We start from the raw sequence: 24320 nt of genomic DNA, 5'->3' as shown, positions 1-24320 counted from the left end.
CTTCCGGGCTCGGTGCTCCGCCGACTCCTGGGCTGCGGCAGGATGGACATCACCTGGTAGGTACGCGTCACGGCGCGTCCCTACTGAAGACAACCGCTGGAGACGCCTGGTGAGTTCCCCAGATCCGCAGGTTCGCGCGCCGCACGACGCCGAAAACCGCCCTGAGCACGGTGAAAGCGCCGACGGCGTTCGCCGGCCGCGAAACCGGGCAGCGCGAGGTCCGGTGATCGCCGTGACCGGCGCCGCCGCCGGGGTCGGGGCGGCCCTGGTGGCGCGCCTGGCCGCCTCCGACGAGGTCAAGCAGGTCGTGGCGATCGACGAGCGGCGCGGCGAGTGCGCGGCCGCGCAGTGGCACGTCCTGGACGTACGGGACCCCGCGATCGCCGAGAAGCTGCGCGGCGCCGACGTGGTCGTCCACCTGGCGCTGGACCTCGACCTCGAGACGGACCCGGCGGCCCGTACGGCGTACAACGTGCGCGGGACCCAGACCGTCCTGACGGCCGCCGCGGCGGCGGGGGTGCACCGGGTCGTGCTGTGCACCTCGGCGATGGTCTACGGGGCCCTGCCGGACAACGACATCCCGCTGTCGGAGGACTCCGAGCTGCGGGCCACGGCCGAGGCGACCGGCGTGGGCGACCTGCTGGAGATCGAGCGGCTGGGCCGCCGGGCGCCCCGGGCGCACCCCGGCCTGAACGTCACGGTGGTCCGCCCCGCGGTCCTGGTCGGCGGTACGGACACCGCCCTGACCCGCTATTTCGAGTCCCCGCGCCTCCTGGTGGTGGCCGGATCGAGGCCGACCTGGCAGTTCTGCCACGTCGAGGACCTGGTCAGCGCGCTGGAGTACGCCGCCCTGGAGAAGGTCGAGGGCGAGCTCGCGGTGGGCTGCGAGGGCTGGCTGGAGCAGGAGGAGGTCGAGGAGCTGAGCGGCATCCGCCGCATGGAGCTCCCGTCGGCGGTCGCGCTGGGCGCGGCGGCCCGGCTGCACCGGATCGGCCTGACGCCGTCCCCGGCCGGCGACCTCGCGTACACGATGCACCCGTGGGTGGTCAGCGTCAGCGGGCTGCACGCGGCGGGCTGGCGGCCGCGCTGGACCAACGAGGAGGTGCTGGCCGAGCTCCTCCAGGAGGTCGCGGGCCGGCACACCGTCGCGGGCCGCCGCCTGGGCCGCAAGGACGCCACCGCAGCGGGTGCCGCGGGTGCGACGGTGGCCCTGCTGGGCGCCGCCGCCGTGGTCCGGGCCGCCCGCCGCCGCCGAGGCCTGTGACCCCCCCCCGCCCCGCCCGATCCCGGCCGGGCCCCGGCCCCGGATCGGGCGGGGGTTCTGTAGGAGGCTCCATATCTGCAGGTCGTACAGCCGGTCGAATCGGCTATTCCGAGAGTGAGAGCCGTGGTGCACGATGGCTTCATGGCACCGCACTTCGACCACCCCGGCGAGCAGGCCGCTCCGGACCCGATCCGGCTGCTCGAGATCCGCGAGACCCCGCTCTCGCTCGACGAGGTATTCACGGCCGTCGGCGACGACGCGACGGGCGGCACGACGCTCTTCGTCGGCACGGTGCGCAACCACGACGGCGGGGCGGACGTCGACGCGCTCGGCTACTCCTGCCACCCGACGGCCGAGGCCGAGATGCGGCGCATCGCCGAGCGCGTGGTGGCCAAGTACCCGGTCCGCGCCCTGGCCGCCGTCCACCGCATCGGCGACCTGTCCGTCGGCGATCTCGCGGTGATCGTGGCCGTGTCCTGCCCGCACCGCGGCGAGGCCTTCGAGGCCTGCCGGATGCTGATCGACGACCTGAAGCACGAGGTCCCGATCTGGAAGCACCAGACCTTCTCGGACGGTACGGAGGAATGGGTCGGCGCCTGCTGATCAGGTAGGGGCCCCCGGGCGCGGGGTGGCTTCCGCGTACCGGTACTGTCCCACCCGTTCGGCCGCGCAACACGCCCTCGATTTGCGTAACCCCCTCCCGGGCACGAGCGTTGAAGCCACCAACGACACGCACTTTCGGGGCAGGGAGGCACGTCCATGGCGTCATTGGCGTGGTTGCTGATTCCGCTGTTCGCCGCCATCGGAGCGGCGATATGGGGCAGCTGGGCGGCACGCGACCGCACTCAAGGTGACATATCCGAACTCGCGGGTTACGCGAGGTTCCGTGAAGCGATGGACAAGGCCGATCCGGCCAGGGCGAAGGCAGCGGCCCATTCCGGTTCCGACGCGGTGTGACGCGTCCCGGGCGAGGCCCCCGGGTTCCCTGAGAATCCGCTGAGAGTTTCCGCGTACGGGCGCCGTACGGACCGGCCCCGGCGGCCGCCCGTCAGGGCCGTCCCGTACTGTCGATCCATGCCACGCCGCACTGCGACGATGCTCGCCTCCACCCTCATGCTGTTCGCGCTGCTCTGCGCAGGGGTGTTCATCAAGGTCCCGTACTCGGAAATGAGCCCGGGCCCGACGGTGAACACGCTCGGGGACTCGCGCGGCGAGCCCGTCATCAGCATCGCGGACCACAAGACGTACCCGACCAGCGGGCACCTCAACATGACGACGGTCCGCGTCACGGGCGCCGACTACGACATGAACCTGCTCGAAGCGGTCTACGGCTGGCTGTCCGACGACAACATCGTCGTCCCGCACGAGAACCTCTACCCGGACGGGAAGACGGAGGAGCAGTCCACCCAGGAGAACGCGGAGGAGTTCAGCCAGTCGCAGGAGAGCGCCAAGGTGGCGGCCCTCAAGCAGCTGGGCACTCCGGGGGTCACCTCCCGCGTCGTGGTCTCCACCGTCGTCAAGGGCAGCCCCGCCGAGGGCAAGCTGCACGCCGGTGACGTGATCCGGGCGGTCGACGGCAGCCCGGTGGGCGCCCCCGAGGACGTGGCCAAGCTCGTCACCAAGCACAAGGCCGGCGAGCCGGTCGAGTTCACCATCGTGCCCACGGCCGAGGCGGCCGAGGCCGAGAAGGCGCACCGCGAGCCCACCGGGTCGACCAAGGTCGCGATCACCACCGCCAAGGCGGAGGGCGACGGGCACGCCATCGTCGGCATCCGGGCGGGCACCGACCACACCTTCCCGTTCGCGATCGACATCAAGCTCGCCGACGTCGGCGGACCGAGCGCGGGCCTGATGTTCGCCCTCGGCATCGTCGACAAGCTCACCCCGGGCGATCTGACCGGGGGCAAGTTCGTCGCGGGCACCGGCACCATCGACGACGCGGGCAAGGTCGGTCCCATCGGCGGCATCCAGATGAAGACGATCGGTGCCCGCCAGGCCGGCGCCGAGTACTTCCTGACGCCCGCCGAGAACTGCTCCTCCGCCGCCCAGCACGTCCCCGACGGCCTGACCCTCGTGAAGGTCTCCACCATCGACGACGCCACGAAGGCGCTGGAGAAGATCAGCAAGGGGGACACGGCCGGGCTGCCGCAGTGCGGCAAGCCCTGACCGGTCCGCCGGAAACGGGGCGGCCGGTCCCGCTCAGTCGAGGAAGGTCGCGGCCAGCGCGTCGGCCAGGCCCGGGACCAGGCTCGCGCCGGTCAGCACCTCGGTCGACGAGTCCTTCTCGCGCAGGCGCACGGCCGACTCCCGCGACCCGTCGCGCAGCACGCCCACGGTGAGCCGCACCTCCTGCCGGTCCGGGTGCGCGGCGACCCACTTCGCCAGCTGCTTGTCGCTCAGCCCCTCCGGAACGGAGGCCTCCGCGGACGGCGGCAGCATCAGCCGCTCCACCGTCAGCGCGCAGCCCACGATCGACGGGGGCCAGGCGATGGTTCCCAGGAACTTGTCCAGCGGCGTGCCCTTCGGCACCTCGTCCTGCTCGATCGGGGTCAGCTGGCTCTTGCCCGCGTCGTCCTGGTCGAGGCCGAGCTGGCTCGCGAGCCGGGGCTCCGACTTGCGGAGCTTGGCGGTGTCGACGAGCGCGAACAGCCGGGCGGGCTTGTCCCAGCCGAGGGTGGAGGCGTACTCGTCGATCTCGAGGACGGCACGCGTCAGGGGGGTGGCCGCCATCGGCGTGCCGCCCGGGGAAGGCGAAAGGTTGGACATGGACAACATCCTGCCTCCTTTCCACCCGATACCGGGAACTGACTAAAGCCTCAGTAAGTTGCATGAGTGGGCCCTACCATCGGGGGCCCAGCTTGAGAAATGTCCAGCAACGAGACTCAGCGACTTTCGAGGTGCGCACCTTGGCTTTCCAGATGCCGGACCGCGGCGGAGGCCCCTCCGGGCCACGGATGAGAGTCGGCCGCCCCTCCCGGCGTGCCCGAACTCTTCTGATGACCTTGGGCGTACTGGCCGTCCTCGGCATGGCGTTCATCATGTTCGCGGGCTTCTGGACGGACTGGCTCTGGTTCCGCTCCGTGAAGTATTCCACCGTCTTCACCACCACCCTGTGGACCAAGATCGGCCTCTTCGCCGTCTTCGGCCTGCTGATGGCCGGTGCCGTCGGGCTGAACATCTGGCTGGCGTACCGGCTGCGGCCGCCGCTGTCCGCGATGTCGATGGAGCAGCAGAGCCTCGACCGCTACCGGATGAGCGTCGCCCCGTACAAGAAGTGGCTGCTCCTCGGGATCGCGGCGCTCGTGGGCATGATCGCGGGCGCCTCGGCGGCGGGCCAGTGGAAGACCTGGCTGATGTACGTGAACGGGGTGCCCTTCGGGCAGAAGGACCCCCAGTTCCACCTGGACGTGTCGTTCTACACCTTCGACCTGCCCTGGTACCGCTTCCTGCTCGGCTTCGGCTTCGCCGCGGTCGTGCTGTCGGTGATCGCCGCGGTCGTCGTCCACTACCTGTACGGCGGGCTGCGCGTGACCAGCCCGGGCGCCCGGGCCACCGCCGCGGCGACCGGGCACCTGTCGGTGCTGCTCGGCCTGTTCGTGACGCTGAAGGCGGTCGCGTACTGGCTCGACCGCTACGGCCTCGCCGTGAAGTCCAGCGACTTCAAGGCCGCGGACAACTGGACCGGCCTGCGCTACGTCGACGCGAACGCGTACCTGCCGGCGAAGACGATCCTCGTCGCCATCGCCGCCATCTGCGCCGTGCTCTTCTTCGCGACGCTGTGGCGCCGCACCTGGCAGCTGCCCGTCATCGGCTTCGGCCTGATGGTGCTCTCGGCGATCCTGATCGGCGGGCTCTACCCGGCGATCGTGCAGAAGTTCCAGGTCCAGCCGAACGAGCAGGCCAAGGAATCGCCGTACGTCGAGAAGAACATCAAGGCGACGCGCGACGCGTACGGGATCGACCAGTCCGACGTGAAGGACTACCCGGGCGTCCCGCAGACCGAGGACAAGACCAAGCTGCGGCAGGCGGCCAACACCACCGCCAGCGTCCGGCTCCTCGACCCGAACATCGTCTCGCCGGCGTTCCAGCAGCTCCAGCAGGTCAAGGGCTACTACGCCTTCCCGTCCACGCTCGCCGTGGACCGGTACAGCGGCCAGGACACGGTCATCGGGCTGCGTGAGCTGAACATCGGCGGCATCCCGAAGAACAACTGGATCAACGACCACTTCAAGTACACGCACGGCTACGGCGTGGTCGCGGCCAAGGGCACCACCGTCAAGGACGGCGCCCCCGACTTCACGCAGTCCGACCTGCCCTCCAAGGGGATGTTCGGCACGGACTTCGAGCAGCGCATCTACTACGGCGAGCAGACGAAGCAGTACTCGATCGTCGGCGGACCGCAGAAGGAGCTCGACTACTCGGACGACAAGGGTGAGAAGGAGACGAGCTACAAGGGCGACTCCGGCGTCAACCTCGACAACCCGGTCAACAGGGCGGCGTACGCGCTCGCGTTCAGCGAGCCGCAGATCCTCTACTCGGGCGCCATCGGCGACGGCTCGCGGATCCTCTACCACCGCACGCCCAAGGAGCGCGTCGAGGCCGTCGCCCCGTGGCTGACCATCGACGGCGCCCCGTATCCGGCGGTCATCGACGGCCGGATCAAGTGGATCGTCGACGCCTACACGACGACGAACGGTTACCCGTACGCCTCGCGCACCACGCTGGGCCAGAGCACCGCGGACTCGCTCACCAACAGCCAGCGCGCGGTGGTGGCGCAGGAGAACCAGGTCAACTACATCCGCAACTCGGTCAAGGCCACCGTCGACGCGTACGACGGCACGGTGAGCCTGTACCAGTGGGACACCGAGGACCCGGTCCTGAAGACCTGGATGAAGGCGTTCCCGGGGACGGTCAAGCCCAAGAGCGACATCTCCAAGCCCCTCATGGACCACCTGCGCTACCCGCAGGACCTGTTCAAGGTCCAGCGCGAGCTGCTCACCCGGTACCACGTCACGGACCCGCAGACCTTCCTCAGCGGCAGTGAGGCCTGGGCCGTCCCGGACGACCCGACGACCAAGGCCGGCACGGCGGTCCCGCCGTACTACCTGTCGATGAAGATGCCGGACCAGAAGGAGAAGGACCAGGTCTTCTCGCTCACGACGACGTTCACGCCGAACGAGCGGGACAACCTGAGCGCCTTCATGGCGGTCAACGCCGATCCGGGCACCCCGGACTACGGCAAGATCAGGATCCTGAAGCTGCCGACCAGCAAGCCGGTCGACGGCCCCAAGCAGGTGCAGAGCAAGTTCCAGTCCGAACCGAAGATCGCCGAGTCGATCCGGCTGCTGCGCGGCGGCGACTCCGAGGTCGAGTACGGCAACCTGCTCGCCGTGCCACTGGACGGCGGGATGCTGTACGTGGAGCCGGTGTACGTGCGCAGTTCGGGGCTGAAGTACCCGCTGCTGCGCAAGGTGCTGGTGACGTACGGCGGCCAGACCGCGTTCGAGGACTCCCTGGAGAAGGCGCTGAACGTGGTCTTCGGAGCCGAGGCGCCGACGGTTCCCACCACTCCCGAGACCCCGCCGGGCGAAGGCACCACCACGCCCCCGGCCGCCACGGACCCGACGGTCAAGGCAGCCCTCGACGACGCGAAGAAGGCGATCGAGGCGGCCGAGAAGGCCCGTCAGGCAGGCGACTGGGCGGCCTTCGGCAAGGCCCAGGACGACATCAAGGCGGCGCTGCAGCGGGCCATCGACGCGGAGGCGAAGCTGACGGCCCCGAAGCCCGGGGGTTGACGGGTAATGGCTCAGTCCCGCGTCGTGATACTGTGGTTTCACCGACGCGGGGTGGAGCAGCTCGGTAGCTCGCTGGGCTCATAACCCAGAGGTCGCAGGTTCAAATCCTGTCCCCGCTACTGAAGATGAAGGCCCGGATCCATGGGATCCGGGCCTTCGTCATGTCCAGGTTCGACACGTCCTTCGTCATGTCCAGGGGGACACGCGGGAGTCACGAGGTAGCTGGGACGGGTGAGTTGGGGCGGGAGCGTGTTTGACTTATCTCTCTGTGGGCATGTCGACAAAACGCTGTAGTGACCTCACAGGCTGCGACATACCAGGTGTACGCGGGTAGCAGGTGATGCGACGATGGGATTTATGGGGGACAGGTCAACTCTGCTGGAGACAGGGCGGTTTGTGAGGGCGGAAGTCGAATCGGGCGCAGAGGCCAACGAGGAGGCTCCGGTCGTTAACGCGCAGACCGCACTGACCGATGCGGATTTCGCGGAAGAAATGTTCGCCGAGACCGATCCGGCGAGCGACGCCGAGCTGGAAGCACGGCACCGGGTCGCGGCCGACCGGGGTGACCCGGGCGCGATGAGCGTGCTCGGGGCGCTCCTGCTGCGCCGCGGCGACCTGACCGGCGCCGAGCCGTACCTGCGCGGCGCCACCGCGGAAGGGGACCGCGCCGCCGCCAACAACCTGGGAGTGCTGCTGCTCCAGCGGGGCTACCCCGAGGAGGCCGCCGGCTGGTGGCGGGTCGCCGCCGTCGCCGGATCCGCGCCGGCCGCACACGCCCTGGGCCGCCACTTCCGCGAGCGCGGGGACGAGCCCGCCGCCGAATACTGGCTGCGCCAGGCGGCCGAATCCGGCCATGCCCTGGGTGCGTACGGGCTCGCCGACCTGCTCGAGCACCGCGGTGACAAGGGCGTCGAGCGCTGGCTGCGCCAGGCGGCCGAGCAGGGGCACCGCGAGGCCGCGTACCGGCTGGCCCGGCACCTGCGCAAGGGCGACCCCGCCGAGGCCGAGCAGTGGTACCGGCAGGCCGCCGCGCGCGGGCACCGGCGGGCCGCGCTGCACCTGGGCGCCCTGCTGGAGGCGCGCGGGGAGCTCAAGGAGGCCGGGCGCTGGTACCTGACCTCGGCCAAGCAGGGCGAGGCACGGGCCGCGTGCGCGCTCGGCTTCCTGCTGCGCGACGCCGGCGACGAGGAGAGCGCCGTCGCGTGGTGGAACCGCGCCGCACAGGACGGCGACGGGAACGCCGCCAATGCGCTGGGCGCGTTGCACGCCGCGCGGGGCGAGACCCAGACCGCGGAGAAGTGGTACCGGACCGCCATGGACGCGGGCGACCAGAACGGGGCGTACAACCTTGCTTTGCTGTGCGCCGCACAGGAGCGGACCGCACAGGCCGAGCAGTGGTACCGGCGGGCGGCCTACGCCGGCCACCGGGAGGCCGCCAACGCCCTCGCGATCATGCTGTTGCAGGTCGGCGACGCGGCGGGGGCCGAGCCGTGGTTCTCGAAGGCGGCAGAGGCGGGCAGCGTCGACGCCGCGTTCAACCTCGGGATCCTGTTCGCGAGCCGGGACGACGACCGGACGGCGCTGAAGTGGTACGAGCGGGCCGCGTCGGCGGGCCACACGGACGCGGCGCTCCAGGTCGGCATCGCGCTGGTCCGCGACGGCGAGGACCGGGCGGCGGAGCGGCACCTGCGGTGCGCCGCGGGCGGCGGCAGCGCGGAGGCGGCGTTCCGGCTGGCCGCGCTGCTGGAATCGCTGGCTCCGCCGCCGGAGCCGGTGGCGCTGGGCGAGCCGGTCGGCGGCGCCGAGCGCACCGAGAGCGAGGAGTGGTACGAGCGGGCCGCCGAGCTGGGGCACCGGCGTGCGCAGGTCCGGGTCGGGATGCTGGCCGCTGCGCGGGGCGATCTGGCGGTCGCGGCGCGGTGGTACCGGGAGGCGGCGGAGGCGGGCTCCCGCAACGGGGCGTTCAACCTCGGGCTGCTGCTCGCCCGCGAGGGGAACGAGCCGGAGGCAGCGCTGTGGTGGACCCGGGCCGCGGTGGCCGGGCACGGCCGGGCGGCGTTGCGGCTGGGGCTCCTCGCTGCGCGGCACGGGGACCTGGCGGAGGGGCAGAAGTGGTGCGTCCGGGCCATGGAGCTGGGGCCGGCGGAGGTGTCCGAGCGGGCGGCCAGGCTCCGCGAGGCGCTGGCCGAGGAGCTCTCCGCCTGACCCTGGCCCCCGTGCCCGGGGCGCCGGCGGGGCTGGATGGTTAAGCGATTTGCATCTGTCGGGGGGCCTCGCGTAAAGTCGTGTTTACCGACGCGGGGTGGAGCAGCTCGGTAGCTCGCTGGGCTCATAACCCAGAGGTCGCAGGTTCAAATCCTGTCCCCGCTACTGAAGGCCGAAGGCCCGGATCCTTGGATCCGGGCCTTCAGTCGTTTCGCGACACGTTTCATGACAAAAAGACGGGCCCGGGAGCGTCGCTCCCGGGCCCGTCCGCGTTCGTCACGCCCCCGCGCAGGACGGGCACAGGCCCCGGTACGTCACCTCGACCGCCGACACCACGAAGCCGAAGCGCTCCGCGTCCGGGAGGTCGGCCAGCGGGTTGCCCGACGGGTGCACGTCGCGGATCGCGCCGCACTGGGCGCAGACCAGGTGCTGGTGGGGCTGGTGGGCGTTCGGGTCGTACCGCTTGGCCCGGCGGTCCGTGGAGACCTCCAGGACCTCGCCGAGGGACACGAGCTCGCCCAGCGTGTTGTAGACGGTGGCGCGCGAGATCTCCGGCAGCTTGTCCACCGCCCGGGCGTGCACCTCGTCGGCCGTCAGGTGAACGTGGTCACCGTCGAGCACCTCGGCCACGACGCGCCGCTGTGCGGTCATGCGCCATCCGCGTCCGCGAAGTCGTTCCAGCAGGTCACTCATGGACACCAGCCTAACAGCGAGGGGATTGGGTGTAACTCCCGAACCTGTGTGGAGTTGGATCCTTACTTGACTTAGACAAAGTCCATCGTAGGATCGAGTACGGCAAAGGCCGAGGACAGGACACGCAGGGAATGACGCAGGAGGCGCACGTGACGCAGGGACCGCTCACCACGGAGGCCGGGGCTCCGGTCGCCGACAACCAGAACAGCGAGACGGCCGGCGTCGGAGGTCCCGTTCTGGTCCAGGACCAGCTGCTCCTCGAGAAGCTGGCCCACTTCAACCGCGAGCGCATCCCGGAGCGCGTCGTGCACGCCCGCGGCGCCGGCGCGTACGGCACCTTCACGCTCACCCGTGACGTGTCGCAGTGGACCCGGGCGAAGTTCCTGTCCGAGGTCGGCAAGCAGACCGAGACCTTCCTGCGCTTCTCCACCGTCGCGGGCAACCTCGGTGCGGCCGACGCCGTGCGCGACCCCCGCGGCTGGGCGCTGAAGTTCTACACCGAAGAGGGCAACTACGACCTCGTCGGCAACAACACGCCGGTGTTCTTCATCAAGGACGCCATCAAGTTCCCCGACTTCATCCACACCCAGAAGCGCGACCCGTACACGGGCTCGCAGGAGGCGGACAACGTCTGGGACTTCTGGGGTCTGTCGCCCGAGTCCACCCACCAGGTGACCTGGCTGTTCGGCGACCGCGGCATACCGGCGTCCTACCGGCACATGAACGGCTACGGCTCGCACACGTTCCAGTGGAACAACGAGGCCGGCGAGGTCTTCTGGGTCAAGTACCACTTCAAGACCGACCAGGGGATCAAGAACCTCACGCAGGCCGAGGCCAACGCCCTCGCCGGCGAGGACCCCGACTCGCACCAGCGCGACCTGCGCGAGTCCATCGAGCGCGGCGAGTTCCCGACCTGGACCGTGCAGGTCCAGATCATGCCGGCGGCGGACGCGGCGGGGTACCGCTTCAACCCGTTCGACCTCACCAAGGTGTGGCCGCACGAGGACTACCCGCCGATCGAGATCGGCAAGCTGGAGCTCAACCGCAACCCGGAGAACGTCTTCGCCGAGGTCGAGCAGAGCATCTTCAGCCCGGCGCACTTCGTCCCCGGCATCGGCCCGTCCCCGGACAAGATGCTCCAGGGCCGCCTCTTCGCGTACGGCGACGCCCACCGCTACCGCGTCGGCATCAACGCCGACCACCTGCCGGTGAACCGCCCGCACGCCACCGAGGCGCGCACCAACTCCCGTGACGGCTTCCTGTACGACGGCCGCCACAAGGGTGCGAAGAACTACGAGCCGAACAGCTTCGGCGGCCCCTTCCAGACGGACCGCCCGCTGTGGCAGTCCACCGCGGTCACCGGCGGCACGGGCAACCACGCCGCCCCGGTGCACTCCGAGGACAGCGACTTCGTCCAGGCGGGCAACCTCTACCGCCTGATGTCCGAGGACGAGAAGTCCCGTCTGATCGAGAACCTGTCCGGCTTCATCGCCAAGGTCTCCCGTGACGACATCGCCGAGCGCGCGATCGACAACTTCCGCCAGGCGGACGGTGACTTCGGCAAGCGGCTGGAGGCCGCGGTCCAGGCCCTCCGCGGCTGATTCCCCGCTCGCCGAGAGCTGAAGGGCCGGACCCCGACGGGGCCCGGCCCTCCGGCTTGCGCCGGTCCGTGCGGTGCCGGGCCGGTGCTGCCCCGGTGCGGTGCTACGCCGGTACGGTGCTGCGCCGCGCCGGCACCCAGCAGCGGATGACATCGCGTACGGACACGATGCCGACGGGCCCGCCGTGCTCCAGCACGATCAGATGGCGGAAGCCGCCGTGGACCATCGCCTCGGCGGCCTCCTGGACGGTGGCCTGCGGGGTGCAGAACACCACGTTGTTGGTGGTGTGCGCGCCCACGGACTCCCGGTCGGGATCGTGTCCCGCGCCGATGGAGTTGAGGATGTCGCGCTCGGTCAGGATGCCGATCCCACTGTGGTCGGGATCGAGGACGACGGCTGCGCCGACCCGTCGGCCGGACATCAGGCAGGCCGCCTGCCGGAGGGTGTGGGCGGGTCCGAGGGTGAGGATCACGGTGCTCATGGCGTCACGGACGAGCATGAAGAGAGCCACCTCCTGGGGAGATTCCCTCCGCTTGGGTGGGTGCAGCCGGTGAAGGTCCGCACCGAACGGGCACGGAACTTAGAGAAGTCCTTCACAAGCGCACAAGCGGATGGAGTCTCAGATTCCCATGGACACGGAGGGTCATCAAGAGGGCGCACCCGGTTGTCCGGGTGCAGGGCCCGGACGGCTCAGGCGCGCGGGCGCAGATATCCCAGCATCTCCTCGTGCAACAGCCCGTTCGAGGCCGCCGCGTTCCCGCCGTGCACGCCCTCCGCGCCGTCCAGGTCGGTGAACCGGCCGCCCGCCTCCTGGACCACGACCGCGATGGCGGCCATGTCCCACAGGTTCAGCTCCGGCTCGGCGCACAGGTCGAGCGAGCCCTCCGCGACCATCATGTACGGCCAGAAGTCGCCGTAGCCGCGGGTGCGCCAGCACTGCCGGGTCAGGTCCAGGAACCCCGGGAGGCGGCCCTGCTCCTCCCAGCCGCTGAGTGAGGAGTAGGCGAAGGAGGCGTCGCCCAGGGTGCCCACCTTCGAGACCCCGAGCGGTACGGGCGTGCCGCCCAGCGCACCGCCGGCGTACGCGCCCCCGCCCTGCGCGGCCCACCAGCGGCGGCCCAGCGCAGGCGCCGAGACGACCCCGACCACCGGCCGGAAGACCCCGTCGGCGCCCTCCGCCATCAGCGAGATCAGCGTGGCCCAGACGGGGACGCCGCGCACGTAGTTCTTCGTTCCGTCGATCGGGTCCACGACCCAGCGACGCGGGCCGCTGCCCTTGAGGCCGTACTCCTCGCCCAGGATGGCGTCGGCGGGCCGCGCGGCCTCGATCCCGGCCCGGACGATCTCCTCGGCGGCCTTGTCCGCCTCGCTCACCGGGGTCATGTCCGGCTTCGTCTCGACCTTCAGGTCGAGGGCGCGGAAACGCTGCATCGTGGCGGCGTCCGCCGCGTCGGCGAGCTCAAGGGCAAGGCGGAGGTCATCGTCATACTCGGGCATGGCCGAACAGTATCGGGACTCCCCGGACCGGGCGAACGGCGTCCACGGTGCGACCCACAGGCGCCCTTGACAGGATCTGTCGGTCCGTCAACTCTGGCGGGGAGGCCGAGCGGGGAATCGGAGCGGGGGAAGTCGAGCGGGGAGGCGCGGATGCCGGCAGCCCGGGAGTCCTTGCTGGAAGCGGCGGGAGCGGCGCTCTTGGCGCGCCCCTGGCCGTCCGTGCGGATGGTCGACGTCGCGGCCACCGCCGGGGTGTCCCGGCAGACCCTCTACAACGAGTTCGGCGGCAAGGCGGGCCTGGGTCGGGCCCTGGTGCGCCGCGAGGCCGACTGGTACCTCGAAGGGGTGGACCGGGTCCTGCGCTCCCCGGCCGGGGCCGCCGAGCGCCTCGCCTCGGTCGCGGAGTGGACCGTACGGGCGGCCCGCGCGCGCCCCCTCGTACGGGCCCTGCTGACGGGGTGCTGGGACGGGAACTTACCCGTGCCGCCCGGGCAGGGAGTGCGGCCGGGCGTACCGGCCCCGGGGCCCGGGGAGCTGGCCCGGGCCGTCCGCGACCGGGCCTCGGCGGCGCTCACCCCGGGAGAGGGGGCACAGCGGTGCGAGCTCGCCGTGCGCCTCGCGCTGTCGTACGTGATAGCCCCGGGCGAGGAGCCGGGGCTCGGGGAGCTGATGCGGCTGCTGCGCCTGCTCAGTGAGCCGAACCGGACAGCTGGAGACCGATGACGCCCAGGATGACCAGCGAGATCGAGACGAGTTTGAGCGTCGACACCAGATCGCCGAGGAAGACCATGCCGTAGATGGCCGTCCCGGCGGCCCCGATGCCCGTCCACACCGCGTAGGCCGGGCCCACGTCCAGCTTCTTCAGGGCCAGGGTGAGCAGCCCGAAGCTGCCGAGCGCGAACGCGGCGAAGGCGATGGTCGGCCACAGCCGGGTGAACCCGTGGGACAGCTTGAGGCAGACCGCGAAACCGGTCTCCAGCATTCCGGCGACGACCACCAGCAGCCACGCCATGGCGCATGCCTCCCCGCGTCAGGTGACGTCGTGTCACGTGGTGCGATTATGCATTTACCAGACGTGGTACCCGGCAAACCCCGCCGGACGATCAGTCTCCCTCGCGGCGCTCGCGGGTCTGGAGCAGCCGCCGCAGCGAGTACAGGCGCGCCGGATCCGCATGGCCGTCCTCCACCCACTTGTCGAGCGCGCAGTCCTGCTCGTCGTGGCTGCAGGCCCGCGGGCAGCCCTCCGTACCGGGAACCAGTTCCGGGAAGGCCAGGATCACCCGGGACGGGTCCACGTGGTGCAGGCCGAACGAGCGCACGCCCGGGGTGTCGATGACCCAGCCGTCACCGCCCGGCAGCGGCAGTGCGAGCGCGGAGGTGGTGGTGTGCCGGCCGCGGCCGGTCACCGCGTTGACGTGCCCGGTGGCGCGCTGGCGGCCCTCGGCGACCAGCGAGTTCACCAGGGTGGTCTTGCCGACGCCCGAGTGGCCGACGAAGGCGGTGATCCGGCCGTTCAGGCGCTCGCGCACCCGGTCGGCCGCGTCGCCGCTCGCCAGCTCCTCACGGTTGGTGACCACGTAGTTCAGGCCGAACGTGGAGTAGATCTCCAGGATCTTGTCCGGGGAGGTCAGGTCCGACTTCGTGAGCACCAGCAGCGGCTCCAGCCCGGCGTCGTACGCGGCCACCAGACAGCGGTCGATCATCCGGGGCCGCGGCTCCGGGTCGGCCAGCGCCGTGACGATCGCCAGCTGGTCCGCGTTGGCGACGACCACCCGCTCGTACGGATCGTCGTCGTCCGCGGTGCGCCGCAGGACGGACTTGCGCTCCTCGATCCGCACGATCCGCGCGAGGGTGTCCTTCTTGCCCGTCAGGTCGCCCACGATCCAGACCCGGTCGCCGACCACCGCCGCCTTGCGGCCCAGCTCGCGGGCCTTCATGGCGGTGATCGAGCGGCCGTCGACCAGGCAGGTCAGCCGGCCGCGGTCGACGGTCAGGACGAAGCCCTCGGCCGCGTCCTCGTGCTTGGGCCGGATGGTGGTCCGGGGCCGGTTGCCCTTGGGGTTGGGCCGCTGGCGGATGTCGTCCTCGTCGGTGTGCTTGCCGTACCTGCGCATGACGGGGCCCTACGCTCCCGCTCCCGAAAGCATTCGAGCCCACATCTTCGGGAAGTCCGGCAGGGTCTTCGCGGTCGTCGCCACGTTCTCGATCTGCACGCCCTCCACCGCCAGGCCGATCACCGCGCCCGCGGTGGCCATCCGGTGGTCGTCGTACGTGTGGAAGACACCGCCCTGCAGCGGGCGCGGGCGGATGTGCAGGCCGTCCGCCGTCTCGGTGACCTCGCCGCCGAGGCCGTTGATCTCCGCGGTCAGCGCCGCCAGCCGGTCCGTCTCGTGCAGCCGCAGGTGCGCCACCCCGCGCAGGGTGGACGGGGAGTCGGCCAGCGCCGCCACGGCCGCGATGCCGGGGGTGAGCTCGCCGACCTCGCTCAGGTCCACGTCGATGCCGTGGATCTTGCCGCTGCCGCTGAAGACCAGGCCCGCGTCGGTCAGCTCGCAGGAGCCGCCCATCTCGGTGAAGATCCGGCGCAGCTCGTCGCCCGGCTGGGTGGTGCGGCGCGGCCAGTCCGGGATCGTGACCGTGCCGCCGGTGATCAGGGCCGCAGCCAGGAACGGCTGCGCGTTCGACAGGTCCGGTTCCACGACCATGTCGCGGCCCAGCAGCGCGCTCGGCGCGACCCGCCACACGTTCGGCTCGCCGCCCGCCTCGGGGGTGTCGACCTGGGCGCCCGCCGCGCGCAGCATCTCCACGGTCATCCGGATGTGCGGCATCGACGGCAGGGCGGTGCCGGTGTGCCGGACCTCGACGCCCTGGTTGAAGCGCGGGCCGGAGAGCAGCAGCGCCGAGACGAACTGCGAGGAGTTGGAGGCGTCGATCTCGACGACGCCGCCCTCCAGGGCCCCGCCGCCCTGGACCGTCAGCGGCAGCGCGCCCCGGCCGTCGTCGTCGATCCGCGCGCCGAGGGTGCGCAGGGCGCTGATGACCTGGCCGAGCGGGCGCTCGTAGGAACGCGGGTCGCCGTCGAAACGGATGTCGCCGGAGGCCAGGGTGGCGACGGGCGGCAGGAAGCGCATGACCGTGCCCGCGTTGCCGACGTCGACGGTGGCCGGGCCGTGCAGGGCGGCCGGGATGATGCGCCAGGCCTCGCCGCCGGAGCCGTCGCCGGAACTGGAGGATGCCGTCTCCTCGATGCCGACGCCCAGCGCGCGCAGCGCGTCCGCCATCAGCTGGGAGTCGCGCGAGCGCAGCGGGCGGCGCACCCAGCCCGGCTCGGCGGCGAGCGCGGCGAGGACGAGGGCGCGGTTGGTGACCGACTTGGACCCGGGCACGGTGACGGTGGCGTGGACGGTGCCGTCGGCGAGCGGAGCGGGCCAGAGGGCGTGGAGCGCGGGGGTCTCGGTCATGGCCCCCACTTTAGTGGCTCCTCCCGGGCCCAGATCTTGATCGCGCCGCCGCAGCGGGCCCGCGCGGGATCCGTCTCAGAGGTTGAGAAGCCAGCGCCCGCCGCCGATGAGCGAGCACAGCGCGACCGCGTGGAACAGGAGCAGCCAGGCCACCGGGTGGACGTGGGTGAGCCGCCCCAGCTGGTCCGCGTCGGAATCCGGCGCCCCGCCGTGCCGGCGCTGGGCCCCCAGCTCGAAGACCGGCCGTACGGCACCCATCAGCAGGAACCACACCACCAGGTACGCGAAGGCCGCCTGGACCTCGGCCGTGGCGAGCCAGGAGACCAGGACGAACGCGGCGCCGGCCAGCACCACCATCAGGGCCCCGTACGCGTTGCGGATCATCACCAGCATCGCGAGGAGCAGTACGGTGGCCGCCCACAGCAGCAGCGTGATGCGGTGGGCCGACAGCAGTGCGGCCCCGCCGAGCCCGAGCAGCGCGGGCGCCGGGTACCCGGCGGCGGCGGTCAGGATCATCCCGGGCCCGGTCGCCTTGCCGACGCTGACGGTGACGCCGCTGGTGTCGGAGTGCAGCCGGATCCCGTCGAGCTTGCGTCCGGTCAGCCGGGCCACCAGCCCGTGGCCCCCCTCGTGGGCGATGGTCACGGCGTTGCGGGACAGCCGCCACAGCGGGCGCGGCCCCACGGCGGCCAGCGCGACCACGCCCGTCACGATCACCAGCCACAGGGGCGGCGGGGTCTGTATGCCGGTCAGCCGGTCCCACAGGCCGGCGGTCGTGGTGCTGTCCATAGAGTGGCGGACTCCTTGTGGTGGTGGGCTGGGGGTACCCCCAGCGGTAGCCGGGGGAGTGAGATGGCAGTGTGGCAGCCATGTGCGGAAGGTATGCAGCGAGTCGCAGACCCGAGGACCTGGTGGAGGCCTTCGGCATCGAGCGGTGGGAGCCGGAGGAGACGCTGGCCCCCGACTGGAACGTGGCGCCGACGAAGGAGGTCCACGTCGTCCTCGACCGTCCTGTGAAGGACGCTCCGGATCCGCGTCCGGTTCGTCAGCTGCGCACCCTGAGGTGGGGGCTCGTCCCCTCCTGGGCCAAGAACCCCGACGGCGCCGCCCGGATGATCAACGCCCGCTCCGAGACGCTGGCCGAGAAGCCGTCCTTCCGCAGGCCCTTCGCGCAGCGCCGCTGCATCGTCCCCGCCGACGGCTACTACGAGTGGGTCACCGCCCACGACGAACGGCAGCTCGAGGTCGAGGGCAAGAAGAAGCGGGCACGCAAGCAGCCCTACTTCGTGCTCCCCGCCGACGGCTCCGTCTTCGCCATGGCCGGGATATACGAGTTCTGGCGCGACCCGGCCCTCCCCGGCGATCACCCCCAGGCCTGGTGGGCGACCTGCTCGGTGATCACCGCCGAGGCCGAGACCGGGCCGCTGGCCGTGGCTCCCGCCGAGGGCCCGGCCTCGCTCGCCGAGATCCACCCCCGGATGCCGCTGATGCTGACCCCGGACCGCTGGGACGCCTGGCTGGACCCGGCCCGCACCGACACCGGCGAACTCCAGGCCCTGCTCGCGCCGCCGCCGGGCGGGCTGATGCGCGCGTACCCGGTGTCCACGGCCGTCAGCAACGTGCGCAACAACGGGCCCGAGCTGCTCGACGAGCTGGCCGCGCCGGAGGAGTGCACGCTGTTCTGACCCGTGCAGGATGGGTCCATGACCACGCGTACGGAGAGCGTCGACACCCCGGCGGGCGAAGCCCGCATCACCTGGCACCCCGCCCCCGCCCGTACGGCCCGCCTCGTGCTGGCCGTGAGCCACGGCGCCGGCGGCGGGATCGAGGCCCGCGACCTGCGGGCCCTGGCCGCCGCCCTGCCCGCGCAGGGGGTCACCGTGGCGCTGGTCGAGCAGCCGTGGCGGGTCGCCGGGAAGAAGGTGGCCGCCGCGCCCAAGGTGCTCGACGAGGGCTGGCGCGGCCTGTGGCCGGCGCTGGCCGGGCCCGGGCTGCCCGTGGTGGCGGGCGGGCGCAGCGCCGGGGCCCGGGTGGCCTGCCGGACCGCCGCCGAGCTGGGGGCGGCCGGGGTGCTGGCCCTCGCCTTCCCGCTGCACCCGCCGGGCCGGCCCGAGAAGTCCCGGGCCGGGGAACTGACCGGCGCCGGGCGGCCCACCCTGGTCGTCCAGGGCGGCCGGGACCCCTTCGGGCGGCCCGAGGAGTTCCCGCCGCCGACCGCGCAGGCGGCGTACGAACTGGTGGAGGTCCCGCACGCCGATCACGGCTTCGCGGTGCCCAAGAAGGCCGGTCCGACCCAGGAGGAGACCCTCGAGGTGATCACCGGGGCGGTCAGCGCGTGGCTCGCCGGGCTACCCCTCTGATGTGAATCCGATCACCTTTCGGCGGCTGCCCGGCAGAGGCCGCAAACCCCGGGAATGCACGGCCCGGCCCTTCTGTTGTGCCGGATGTCGGAAACGCACGGGAAATCGTCGGAGGAGAGGGAGCGCATGACCCAGGTCATCAGCCAGCACCGTCCGCAGGCGGCAGGCCTGGACTGGACGGTCCTGCCCGGGCCCAAGCGCAGCCAGCTTCAGGCGGCGGAAGGCCGGGATGGTCGACTATTCTCCGATTCGAGCGGGTCCGCTTTCGGAGCCGTCACGCAGTCGGAGGAGGTGGGTCCTGTCGCTGGGACCGACGAAGGCCACGCGGAGGAGACGACCCCGGAGCGCAATGCGCGCTTCGAGAGGGACGCCCTCGGCTACCTCGACCAGATGTACTCGGCCGCACTGCGCATGACGCGCAATCCGGCCGACGCCGAGGACCTGGTCCAGGAGACGTACGCGAAGGCATACGCGTCCTTCCACCAGTTCCGCGAGGGCACCAATCTCAAGGCGTGGCTCTACCGCATTCTGACCAACACGTTCATCAACTCCTACCGCAAGAAGCAGCGTGAGCCGCAGCGCAGCGCGGCGGAGGAGATCGAGGACTGGCAGCTGGCGCGCGCCGAGTCGCACATGTCGACGGGACTGCGTTCCGCCGAATCACAGGCGCTTGACCACCTGCCCGATTCGGATGTGAAGGAAGCGCTTCAGGCCATTCCCGAGGAGTTCCGCATCGCGGTCTATCTTGCCGACGTAGAGGGCTTTGCGTACAAGGAGATCGCGGACATCATGGGTACACCCATCGGTACGGTCATGTCGCGACTGCACCGTGGCCGCCGTCAACTCCGCGGAATGCTGGAGGACTATGCCCGCGAGCGCGGGCTGGTCCCCGCCGGCGCGGGAGAGTCGAACGACCTGAAAGGCTCGGGCTCATGAGCTGCGGAGAGCCGCACGAGACGGAGTGCTCTGAGGTCCTGGACCACCTGTACGAGTTCCTGGACCACGAGATGCCGGACAGCGATTGCACGAAGTTCGAGACGCACTTCGGCGAGTGCAATCCCTGTCTGGAGAAATACGGCCTCGAGCAGGCCGTGAAGAAGCTGGTGAAGCGCTGCTGCGGTTCGGACGACGTGCCGACCGATCTGCGCTCGAAGGTCATGGGCCGGATCGAGCTGATCCGTTCGGGCCAGGCCGTCCCCGATCACGACGTGACCGCGGACCCCGCCACCGGCTGATCGAACAACTGCCCCTGGAAACCCACTTCGTTCACCCGAAGGCGCTAATCCGGGGGCGCCCGTACGGCGCAATACGAAAATGTGGCCCGCTGCACCAGGGGCCACACCTATTCTCCCCAGACGGTGCCGGTGCGATCCGGCGGTACCGGGTGCGCACGGCACAGGGGAGGAGAGCGCCATGCGGGTACTTCCGCCGGCGGCGCGCCCTTCCCTCATGCGGGCCGTCGTCCTGTGCGCCGTCCTCACGGCATGCGCCTGCACCGCCCCGGCCTTCGCCGATTCCGGCACCCCCTGGCCGGTCGTAGGACTGCTCACCCTCCTCTGCCTCGGCTGCGAACTCGTCAAGCTGTGCCCGCTGCCGGGCAGGCGCAGCCGGGTCCCCGAGGGCATCGGCTCCTTCTTCCCCGTGGTGCTCGCCGCCGTCTTCCTGCTGCCGCCGGCCGCCGCCGCGCTCGTCGCGCTGCCCGGCGGGTTCGCCCAGGCCGTGGTCCAGCGGCCCGCCCCGGTGCGCCGGGTGTGGCACGCGGCGCAGCAGGCCACGGCCGCCTGGGCCGCGGGATGGACGTTCGCCCTGCTGGGCGGGCCGGCCGCGCTCGGCGGAAGCCCCTTCGGGGGGTCGTTCGGCGCGGCCTTCGGGGGGTCGGGGCCGCCCGCTGCGGCCGGCCGGCTCGCGGACTTCCCGTACGCGATGCTCCCCGCGGCGGCCGCGGCCGCCGCCTTCTGCCTCGTACTGACCGCCCTCGACGCGGGCATCCTCGCCGCCGCCGAGGGACGGCCCGCGCGGACCGCGTGGCGCGGACTGCTCGCCCTCTCCCTGGCCCCGCACTGCGTGCACGGCCTCGCCGGGCTGATGATGGCCGTCATGTGGCGCAGCCCCTACGGGCTCCCGGCCGCACTGCTCGTCCTGCTGCCGATGTACATCTCCTGCTGGGTCTTCGCCCAGTACCACCGCGAACGGGCCGCCCACCAGGCCACGATCCGGGCGCTCGTCCAGGCCGTCGACCTCAAGGACCGCTACACGCGCGGCCACAGCGAGCGCGTCGGCCAGGCCTCGGCGATGATCGCCCGCGAGCTGGGCATGGCCGGGGACCGCCTCGAGGTCGTCCGGATCGCCGGGATCCTGCACGACGTCGGCAAACTCGGCGTCCCGACCCGGCTGCTGCGCAAGGACGGGCCGCTGACCCCCGAGGAGCGCCGGGTCATCGAGCTGCACCCCGAGTACGGGCACGAGATGGTGCGCGGCATCGGCTTCCTGGGGGAGGCCCGGTCCGCGATCCTGCACCACCACGAGCGGATCGACGGCACCGGCTATCCGTACGGGCTGGCCGGCGAGCAGATCCCGGTGCTGGCCCGGGTGGTGGCAGTGGCCGACGCCTTCGACGCGATGACCTCGACCCGCTCCTACAGCCGGGCGCGGCCGGTGCCGGTGGCCCTGGCCGAGCTGCAACGGTGTGCGGGGGCGCACTTCGACCCGGCGATGGTGCACGCGCTGGTGGAGGCGATCGGCCGGGACGGCTGGCACCCGGTGGTCACCGCGGACGACGACGTGCAGGTGATCCCGGCCGGTTCCGCTTCCGCTCCGGGCCGTGCGGCGGCGGCCGTTGCCGCAGCCGCCGCGGCACCCGTGGCGGCCGTACCTGCCGCGGCCGCGGCGGACCCCGCCGGCTCCGCGCTGTCCGGGCTCCCCGCGCAGGGCGCCCGCCTGGGCGCACGGACCGTGGACCCGCGCGCCGGGCAGGAACCGGACGGCGGGGGCGGGGCATGAGGGTCCCGGTCGTGTGGACGGTGCGCGGGGCCGCGGGGGTGCTCACCCTCGCCGGGCTCGGGCACACCCTGTGGTACGGCGTCGTCGAGCCGGGCACCGCCCTGGCCTTCGGCGTCCTCATCGCCTGCGGAGAGCTCGCCCGCCGCGACACGGGCGACACCCGTGACCGCCCGGCCGACCGGGACGCGGCCGAGGACCGCCAGCCCGCACCGCTGGGCTCCGCCGGCGCCCTCGCGTACGCCCTGCTCGGCCCGAACGCGGCCCAGTCCACCCACCACGGGGTGCTCCAGATCGTCGCGGTCGTCGTCGCCGGGGCGCTCGCCGGGATCGTCCCGCACATCGCCCGGGGCCGCGGCCCCGCCGCCGACCACCTGGCCCGCCGGGTCCTCACCGTCGCCTTCGCCGCCGTCTGCTTCCAGCCGCTCTACAACTCCGGCCGGCTGGAGCACGGCATCGGGCAGGGCCCGTACCTCGTCCTCTTCCTGCTCTTCCTGCTCGGCCTCACCACCCTGTGCGACGCCGTGCTCGCCGCCGCGCCGGCCGGCGCCCGCACGGGGCGGCCGTACGGGCCGCTGCTGCGCGACGAGCTGCGCGCCCGGCTCGGCATCGGCTCGGCGATCTGCGCCACCGGGGTCGTCATGGCCTTCGGCGTGGCCGTCGCCGGCCTGTGGGCGCTGCCCGTCCTCTGCGTGCCGCTGCTGCTGACCCAGCTGTCCTTCCACCGGATCACCGCGATCCGCACCACCTACCGCCAGACCATCACCTCCCTGGCCCGGGCCACCGAGATCGCCGGCTGCACCCGCCCGGGGCACTCCCGCCGCGTCGCCGCGCTGAGCTGCGCCGTCGGCCGGGAGCTCGGCCTGTCGGAGCGGGAGCTCACCGTGCTGGAATACGCCGCCCTCATGCACGACATCGGCCAGCTCTCCCTCGTCGACCCGGTCCGGGCCGGGGCCACCGCCGGGCTGCCCGCCGCCGAGGCCCGCCGGATCGCCGTGCTCGGCGGGGAGGTCGCCCGCCAGACCGGGGTGCCCGCCGAGGTGGCCGTGGTCGTGGAGCGGCAGGCCGACCCGTACCGGGACCAGCCCGTCGCAGCGCGCATCGTACGGGCGGTCAACGCGTACGACGACCTGCTGGGCGGGACCCGTCACCCGGGCGGCTCACTGGCGGTGCTGGAGCAGCTCCGGCTGGGCGCCGGGCGCGACTATCAGCCAGAGGTCGTGGAGTGTCTTGCAAGGGTTCTGGCCAGGGGCGGACGTGACAGAGTCGGTCAAGTCCCACTTGGGTAACCCATGGGTAATGAGCGGCCGTCCGAGTGGGCATGGTTGGATGCCAGTAGGAGTGTCCGTGAGGGTGTCCGCAAGGCTGCACCGTGGGACCGGCAGGCGGGAATCGTGAGGATCTTCGGGAAGGTACGGCATCGGCCCTCCGCTTCGTGGCGGCAGGCCACCGACCGCGCGTTCACGCTGATCGGCGACGGGCGGTACGAGGACGCGGGCGCGCTGCTGACCAGAGCCGCCGACCTGGAGCCCTGGCTGTCCGAGTCCTGGTTCAACCTGGCCCTGCTGCACAAGTTCCGGCACGACTGGGAGCAGGCGCGGGCCGCCGGACTGCGCGCCGTGGCCCTGCTGGACCGCGAGACCGGCGCCCCGGACTGGTGGAACGTCGGCATCGCCGCGACCGCGCTGCAGGACTGGCCGCTGGCCCGCCGGGCCTGGCAGGCGTACGGGCTGAAGGTGCCCGGGGACGCCGCCGTCGGCGGGAAGAAGAACAGCGGCGAACCGGTCGGCATGGAGCTCGGCAGCGCCGCCGTACGGCTGTCCCCCGAGGGGGAGGCCGAGGTGGTCTGGGGCCGCCGGCTGGACCCGGCCCGCATGGAGGTCCTGTCGATCCCGCTGCCCTCCTCGGGACGCCGCTGGGGCGAGGTCGTCCTGCACGACGGGGTCCCGCACGGGGAGCGGGTCACCGCGGCCGGCCCCTCGTACCCGGTCTTCGACGAGATCGAGCTGTGGGCGCCCTCGCCGGTGCCGACCTGGGTGGTGCTGCTCGAGGCGGCCACCGAGGCGGACCGCGACGCCCTGGAGCAGCTGGCCTCGGACGCGGGCTTCGCCGCCGAGGACTGGTCGTCGTCGGTACGGCTGCTGTGCCGGACCTGCTCGGAGAGCGTGATGCCGAGCGGCGAGGGCGACGGCGAGCACCTCGACCCGCACGACCACAGCGAACCGGGGCATCCCGGACCGCTCGGGCACCGTACGAACGGTTCCGGCCCGCTGTGGGTGCCGGAGCGGGAATGCGGCATCGCGGCGCCGGCCGGCCTGGTGCGCGGACTGCTCGACGGCTGGGTCGCGGACAGCCCGGAGACCCGGGAGTGGCGGGATCTCGAGGAAGTCTGCTGACCGGGCACCGTAGGCTGTACCGGCACATTGGTGAACGGGTGGACTTACGGA

The 24320-nt window shown here is 71.9% G+C and carries 23 protein-coding genes and 2 tRNA genes; 17 read left to right on the top strand and 8 right to left on the bottom strand.

Features of this window, described 5'->3' with window-relative positions; translation table 11 throughout:
- Nucleotides 1-109 precede the first annotated feature (109 nt).
- The 4 genes from AB5J51_RS15095 (at nucleotide 110) to AB5J51_RS15080 (ending at nucleotide 3430) form a co-directional block, all read left to right on the top strand.
- On the top strand, nucleotides 110-1264 hold the full coding sequence (locus tag AB5J51_RS15095) for an SDR family oxidoreductase (protein WP_053784595.1): 1155 nt from the start codon (nucleotides 110-112) through the stop codon (nucleotides 1262-1264).
- Between the two features lie 141 nt (nucleotides 1265-1405).
- Entirely contained in the window at nucleotides 1406-1867 is a 462-nt protein-coding gene (locus tag AB5J51_RS15090) for a molybdenum cofactor biosynthesis protein MoaE (protein ID WP_133896934.1), read from the top strand.
- A gap of 156 nt (nucleotides 1868-2023) precedes the next feature.
- Nucleotides 2024-2221, top strand: a complete 198-nt coding sequence (locus AB5J51_RS15085) for a hypothetical protein (protein ID WP_030291247.1) — start codon at nucleotides 2024-2026, stop codon at nucleotides 2219-2221.
- Between the two features lie 117 nt (nucleotides 2222-2338).
- The gene (locus tag AB5J51_RS15080; protein WP_053784596.1) at nucleotides 2339-3430 is read left to right on the top strand and encodes a PDZ domain-containing protein; all 1092 of its coding nucleotides are present in this window, start codon (nucleotides 2339-2341) and stop codon (nucleotides 3428-3430) included.
- Nucleotides 3431-3463: 33 nt separating this feature from the next.
- On the opposite strand, the gene AB5J51_RS15075 is transcribed toward AB5J51_RS15080, so the two are convergent.
- On the bottom strand, nucleotides 3464-4039 hold the full coding sequence (locus AB5J51_RS15075) for a PPA1309 family protein (RefSeq protein ID WP_199827946.1): 576 nt from the start codon (nucleotides 4037-4039) through the stop codon (nucleotides 3464-3466).
- Nucleotides 4040-4182: 143 nt separating this feature from the next.
- Between AB5J51_RS15075 and AB5J51_RS15070 the strand changes: the two genes are divergently transcribed.
- The 4 genes from AB5J51_RS15070 to AB5J51_RS15055 all read left to right on the top strand — a co-directional run bounded on the left by AB5J51_RS15070 (nucleotide 4183) and on the right by AB5J51_RS15055 (nucleotide 9429).
- Nucleotides 4183-7059, top strand: coding sequence for a UPF0182 family protein (locus AB5J51_RS15070; protein WP_053784598.1), 2877 nt, complete (start codon nucleotides 4183-4185; stop codon nucleotides 7057-7059).
- A gap of 45 nt (nucleotides 7060-7104) precedes the next feature.
- A tRNA-Met gene (locus AB5J51_RS15065) sits at nucleotides 7105-7178 on the top strand.
- A 229-nt stretch (nucleotides 7179-7407) separates the two neighbouring features.
- Entirely contained in the window at nucleotides 7408-9264 is a 1857-nt protein-coding gene (locus AB5J51_RS15060) for a tetratricopeptide repeat protein (protein ID WP_063607302.1), read from the top strand.
- Nucleotides 9265-9355: 91 nt separating this feature from the next.
- A tRNA-Met gene (locus tag AB5J51_RS15055) sits at nucleotides 9356-9429 on the top strand.
- A 111-nt stretch (nucleotides 9430-9540) separates the two neighbouring features.
- On the opposite strand, the gene AB5J51_RS15050 is transcribed toward AB5J51_RS15055, so the two are convergent.
- Nucleotides 9541-9957 (bottom strand): Fur family transcriptional regulator, encoded by a 417-nt coding sequence (locus AB5J51_RS15050; protein WP_053784599.1) that lies wholly within the window; start codon nucleotides 9955-9957, stop codon nucleotides 9541-9543.
- A 131-nt stretch (nucleotides 9958-10088) separates the two neighbouring features.
- Here AB5J51_RS15050 and AB5J51_RS15045 point away from each other — a divergent pair, with 131 nt between their 5' ends.
- Nucleotides 10089-11558, top strand: a complete 1470-nt coding sequence (locus tag AB5J51_RS15045; protein WP_053784600.1) for a catalase — start codon at nucleotides 10089-10091, stop codon at nucleotides 11556-11558.
- A gap of 103 nt (nucleotides 11559-11661) precedes the next feature.
- Here the strand turns inward: AB5J51_RS15045 and AB5J51_RS15040 are convergent, their stop codons facing one another.
- Together AB5J51_RS15040 and hisN are read right to left on the bottom strand one after the other, a co-directional pair.
- Nucleotides 11662-12057 carry a cyclic nucleotide-binding/CBS domain-containing protein gene (locus AB5J51_RS15040; protein ID WP_053784601.1) on the bottom strand — a complete coding sequence of 132 codons (396 nt, stop codon included), beginning with the start codon at nucleotides 12055-12057 and terminating at the stop codon, nucleotides 11662-11664.
- A 191-nt stretch (nucleotides 12058-12248) separates the two neighbouring features.
- Nucleotides 12249-13055: a histidinol-phosphatase gene (hisN, locus tag AB5J51_RS15035; protein WP_369777882.1), complete on the bottom strand. Its 807-nt coding sequence runs from the start codon at nucleotides 13053-13055 to the stop codon at nucleotides 12249-12251.
- 150 nt (nucleotides 13056-13205) lie between these two features.
- Here hisN and AB5J51_RS15030 point away from each other — a divergent pair, with 150 nt between their 5' ends.
- Nucleotides 13206-13778 carry a TetR/AcrR family transcriptional regulator gene (locus AB5J51_RS15030; RefSeq protein ID WP_053784603.1) on the top strand — a complete coding sequence of 191 codons (573 nt, stop codon included), beginning with the start codon at nucleotides 13206-13208 and terminating at the stop codon, nucleotides 13776-13778.
- Here the strand turns inward: AB5J51_RS15030 and AB5J51_RS15025 are convergent.
- The 4 genes from AB5J51_RS15025 to AB5J51_RS15010 form a co-directional block, all read right to left on the bottom strand.
- Entirely contained in the window at nucleotides 13744-14067 is a 324-nt protein-coding gene (locus AB5J51_RS15025; RefSeq protein WP_030291266.1) for a multidrug efflux SMR transporter, read from the bottom strand. The genes AB5J51_RS15030 and AB5J51_RS15025 overlap by 35 nt on opposite strands.
- Before the next feature lie 91 nt (nucleotides 14068-14158).
- Nucleotides 14159-15169: a ribosome small subunit-dependent GTPase A gene (gene rsgA, locus AB5J51_RS15020; RefSeq protein ID WP_053784604.1), complete on the bottom strand. Its 1011-nt coding sequence runs from the start codon at nucleotides 15167-15169 to the stop codon at nucleotides 14159-14161.
- A gap of 9 nt (nucleotides 15170-15178) precedes the next feature.
- A complete protein-coding gene (gene aroA, locus AB5J51_RS15015) occupies nucleotides 15179-16516 on the bottom strand; it encodes a 3-phosphoshikimate 1-carboxyvinyltransferase (protein ID WP_133896931.1) in 1338 nt (445 codons plus the stop codon).
- A gap of 75 nt (nucleotides 16517-16591) precedes the next feature.
- Complete coding sequence (locus AB5J51_RS15010) at nucleotides 16592-17305, bottom strand: M50 family metallopeptidase (RefSeq protein WP_053784606.1); 714 nt, start codon at nucleotides 17303-17305, stop codon at nucleotides 16592-16594.
- An 80-nt stretch (nucleotides 17306-17385) separates the two neighbouring features.
- On the opposite strand from AB5J51_RS15010, the gene AB5J51_RS15005 reads away from it, so the two are divergent.
- From AB5J51_RS15005 to AB5J51_RS14975, 7 genes are all read left to right on the top strand, one after another.
- Entirely contained in the window at nucleotides 17386-18201 is an 816-nt protein-coding gene (locus tag AB5J51_RS15005) for an SOS response-associated peptidase (protein ID WP_136224909.1), read from the top strand.
- Nucleotides 18202-18219: 18 nt separating this feature from the next.
- A complete protein-coding gene (locus AB5J51_RS15000; RefSeq protein ID WP_136224910.1) occupies nucleotides 18220-18876 on the top strand; it encodes an alpha/beta family hydrolase in 657 nt (218 codons plus the stop codon).
- A 291-nt stretch (nucleotides 18877-19167) separates the two neighbouring features.
- Nucleotides 19168-19812, top strand: a complete 645-nt coding sequence (locus AB5J51_RS14995; RefSeq protein ID WP_008741505.1) for a sigma-70 family RNA polymerase sigma factor — start codon at nucleotides 19168-19170, stop codon at nucleotides 19810-19812.
- The gene (gene rsrA / locus AB5J51_RS14990; RefSeq protein WP_053784609.1) at nucleotides 19809-20111 is read left to right on the top strand and encodes a mycothiol system anti-sigma-R factor; all 303 of its coding nucleotides are present in this window, start codon (nucleotides 19809-19811) and stop codon (nucleotides 20109-20111) included. The genes AB5J51_RS14995 and rsrA overlap by 4 nt, the downstream gene beginning before the upstream one ends.
- Nucleotides 20112-20289: 178 nt before the next feature.
- Nucleotides 20290-21876: an HD-GYP domain-containing protein gene (locus AB5J51_RS14985; RefSeq protein ID WP_369777881.1), complete on the top strand. Its 1587-nt coding sequence runs from the start codon at nucleotides 20290-20292 to the stop codon at nucleotides 21874-21876.
- Nucleotides 21873-23162: an HD-GYP domain-containing protein gene (locus AB5J51_RS14980; RefSeq protein WP_369777880.1), complete on the top strand. Its 1290-nt coding sequence runs from the start codon at nucleotides 21873-21875 to the stop codon at nucleotides 23160-23162. The genes AB5J51_RS14985 and AB5J51_RS14980 overlap by 4 nt, the downstream gene beginning before the upstream one ends.
- A 105-nt stretch (nucleotides 23163-23267) precedes the next feature.
- Nucleotides 23268-24269: a hypothetical protein gene (locus tag AB5J51_RS14975; protein ID WP_053784612.1), complete on the top strand. Its 1002-nt coding sequence runs from the start codon at nucleotides 23268-23270 to the stop codon at nucleotides 24267-24269.
- The last annotated feature ends 51 nt before the right edge of the window (nucleotides 24270-24320 follow it).

The organism is Streptomyces sp. R33 (genome assembly GCF_041200175.1).
Taxonomy (GTDB): domain Bacteria; phylum Actinomycetota; class Actinomycetes; order Streptomycetales; family Streptomycetaceae; genus Streptomyces; species Streptomyces katrae_B.
This window is presented reverse-complemented; position numbering and strand designations above follow the sequence as displayed.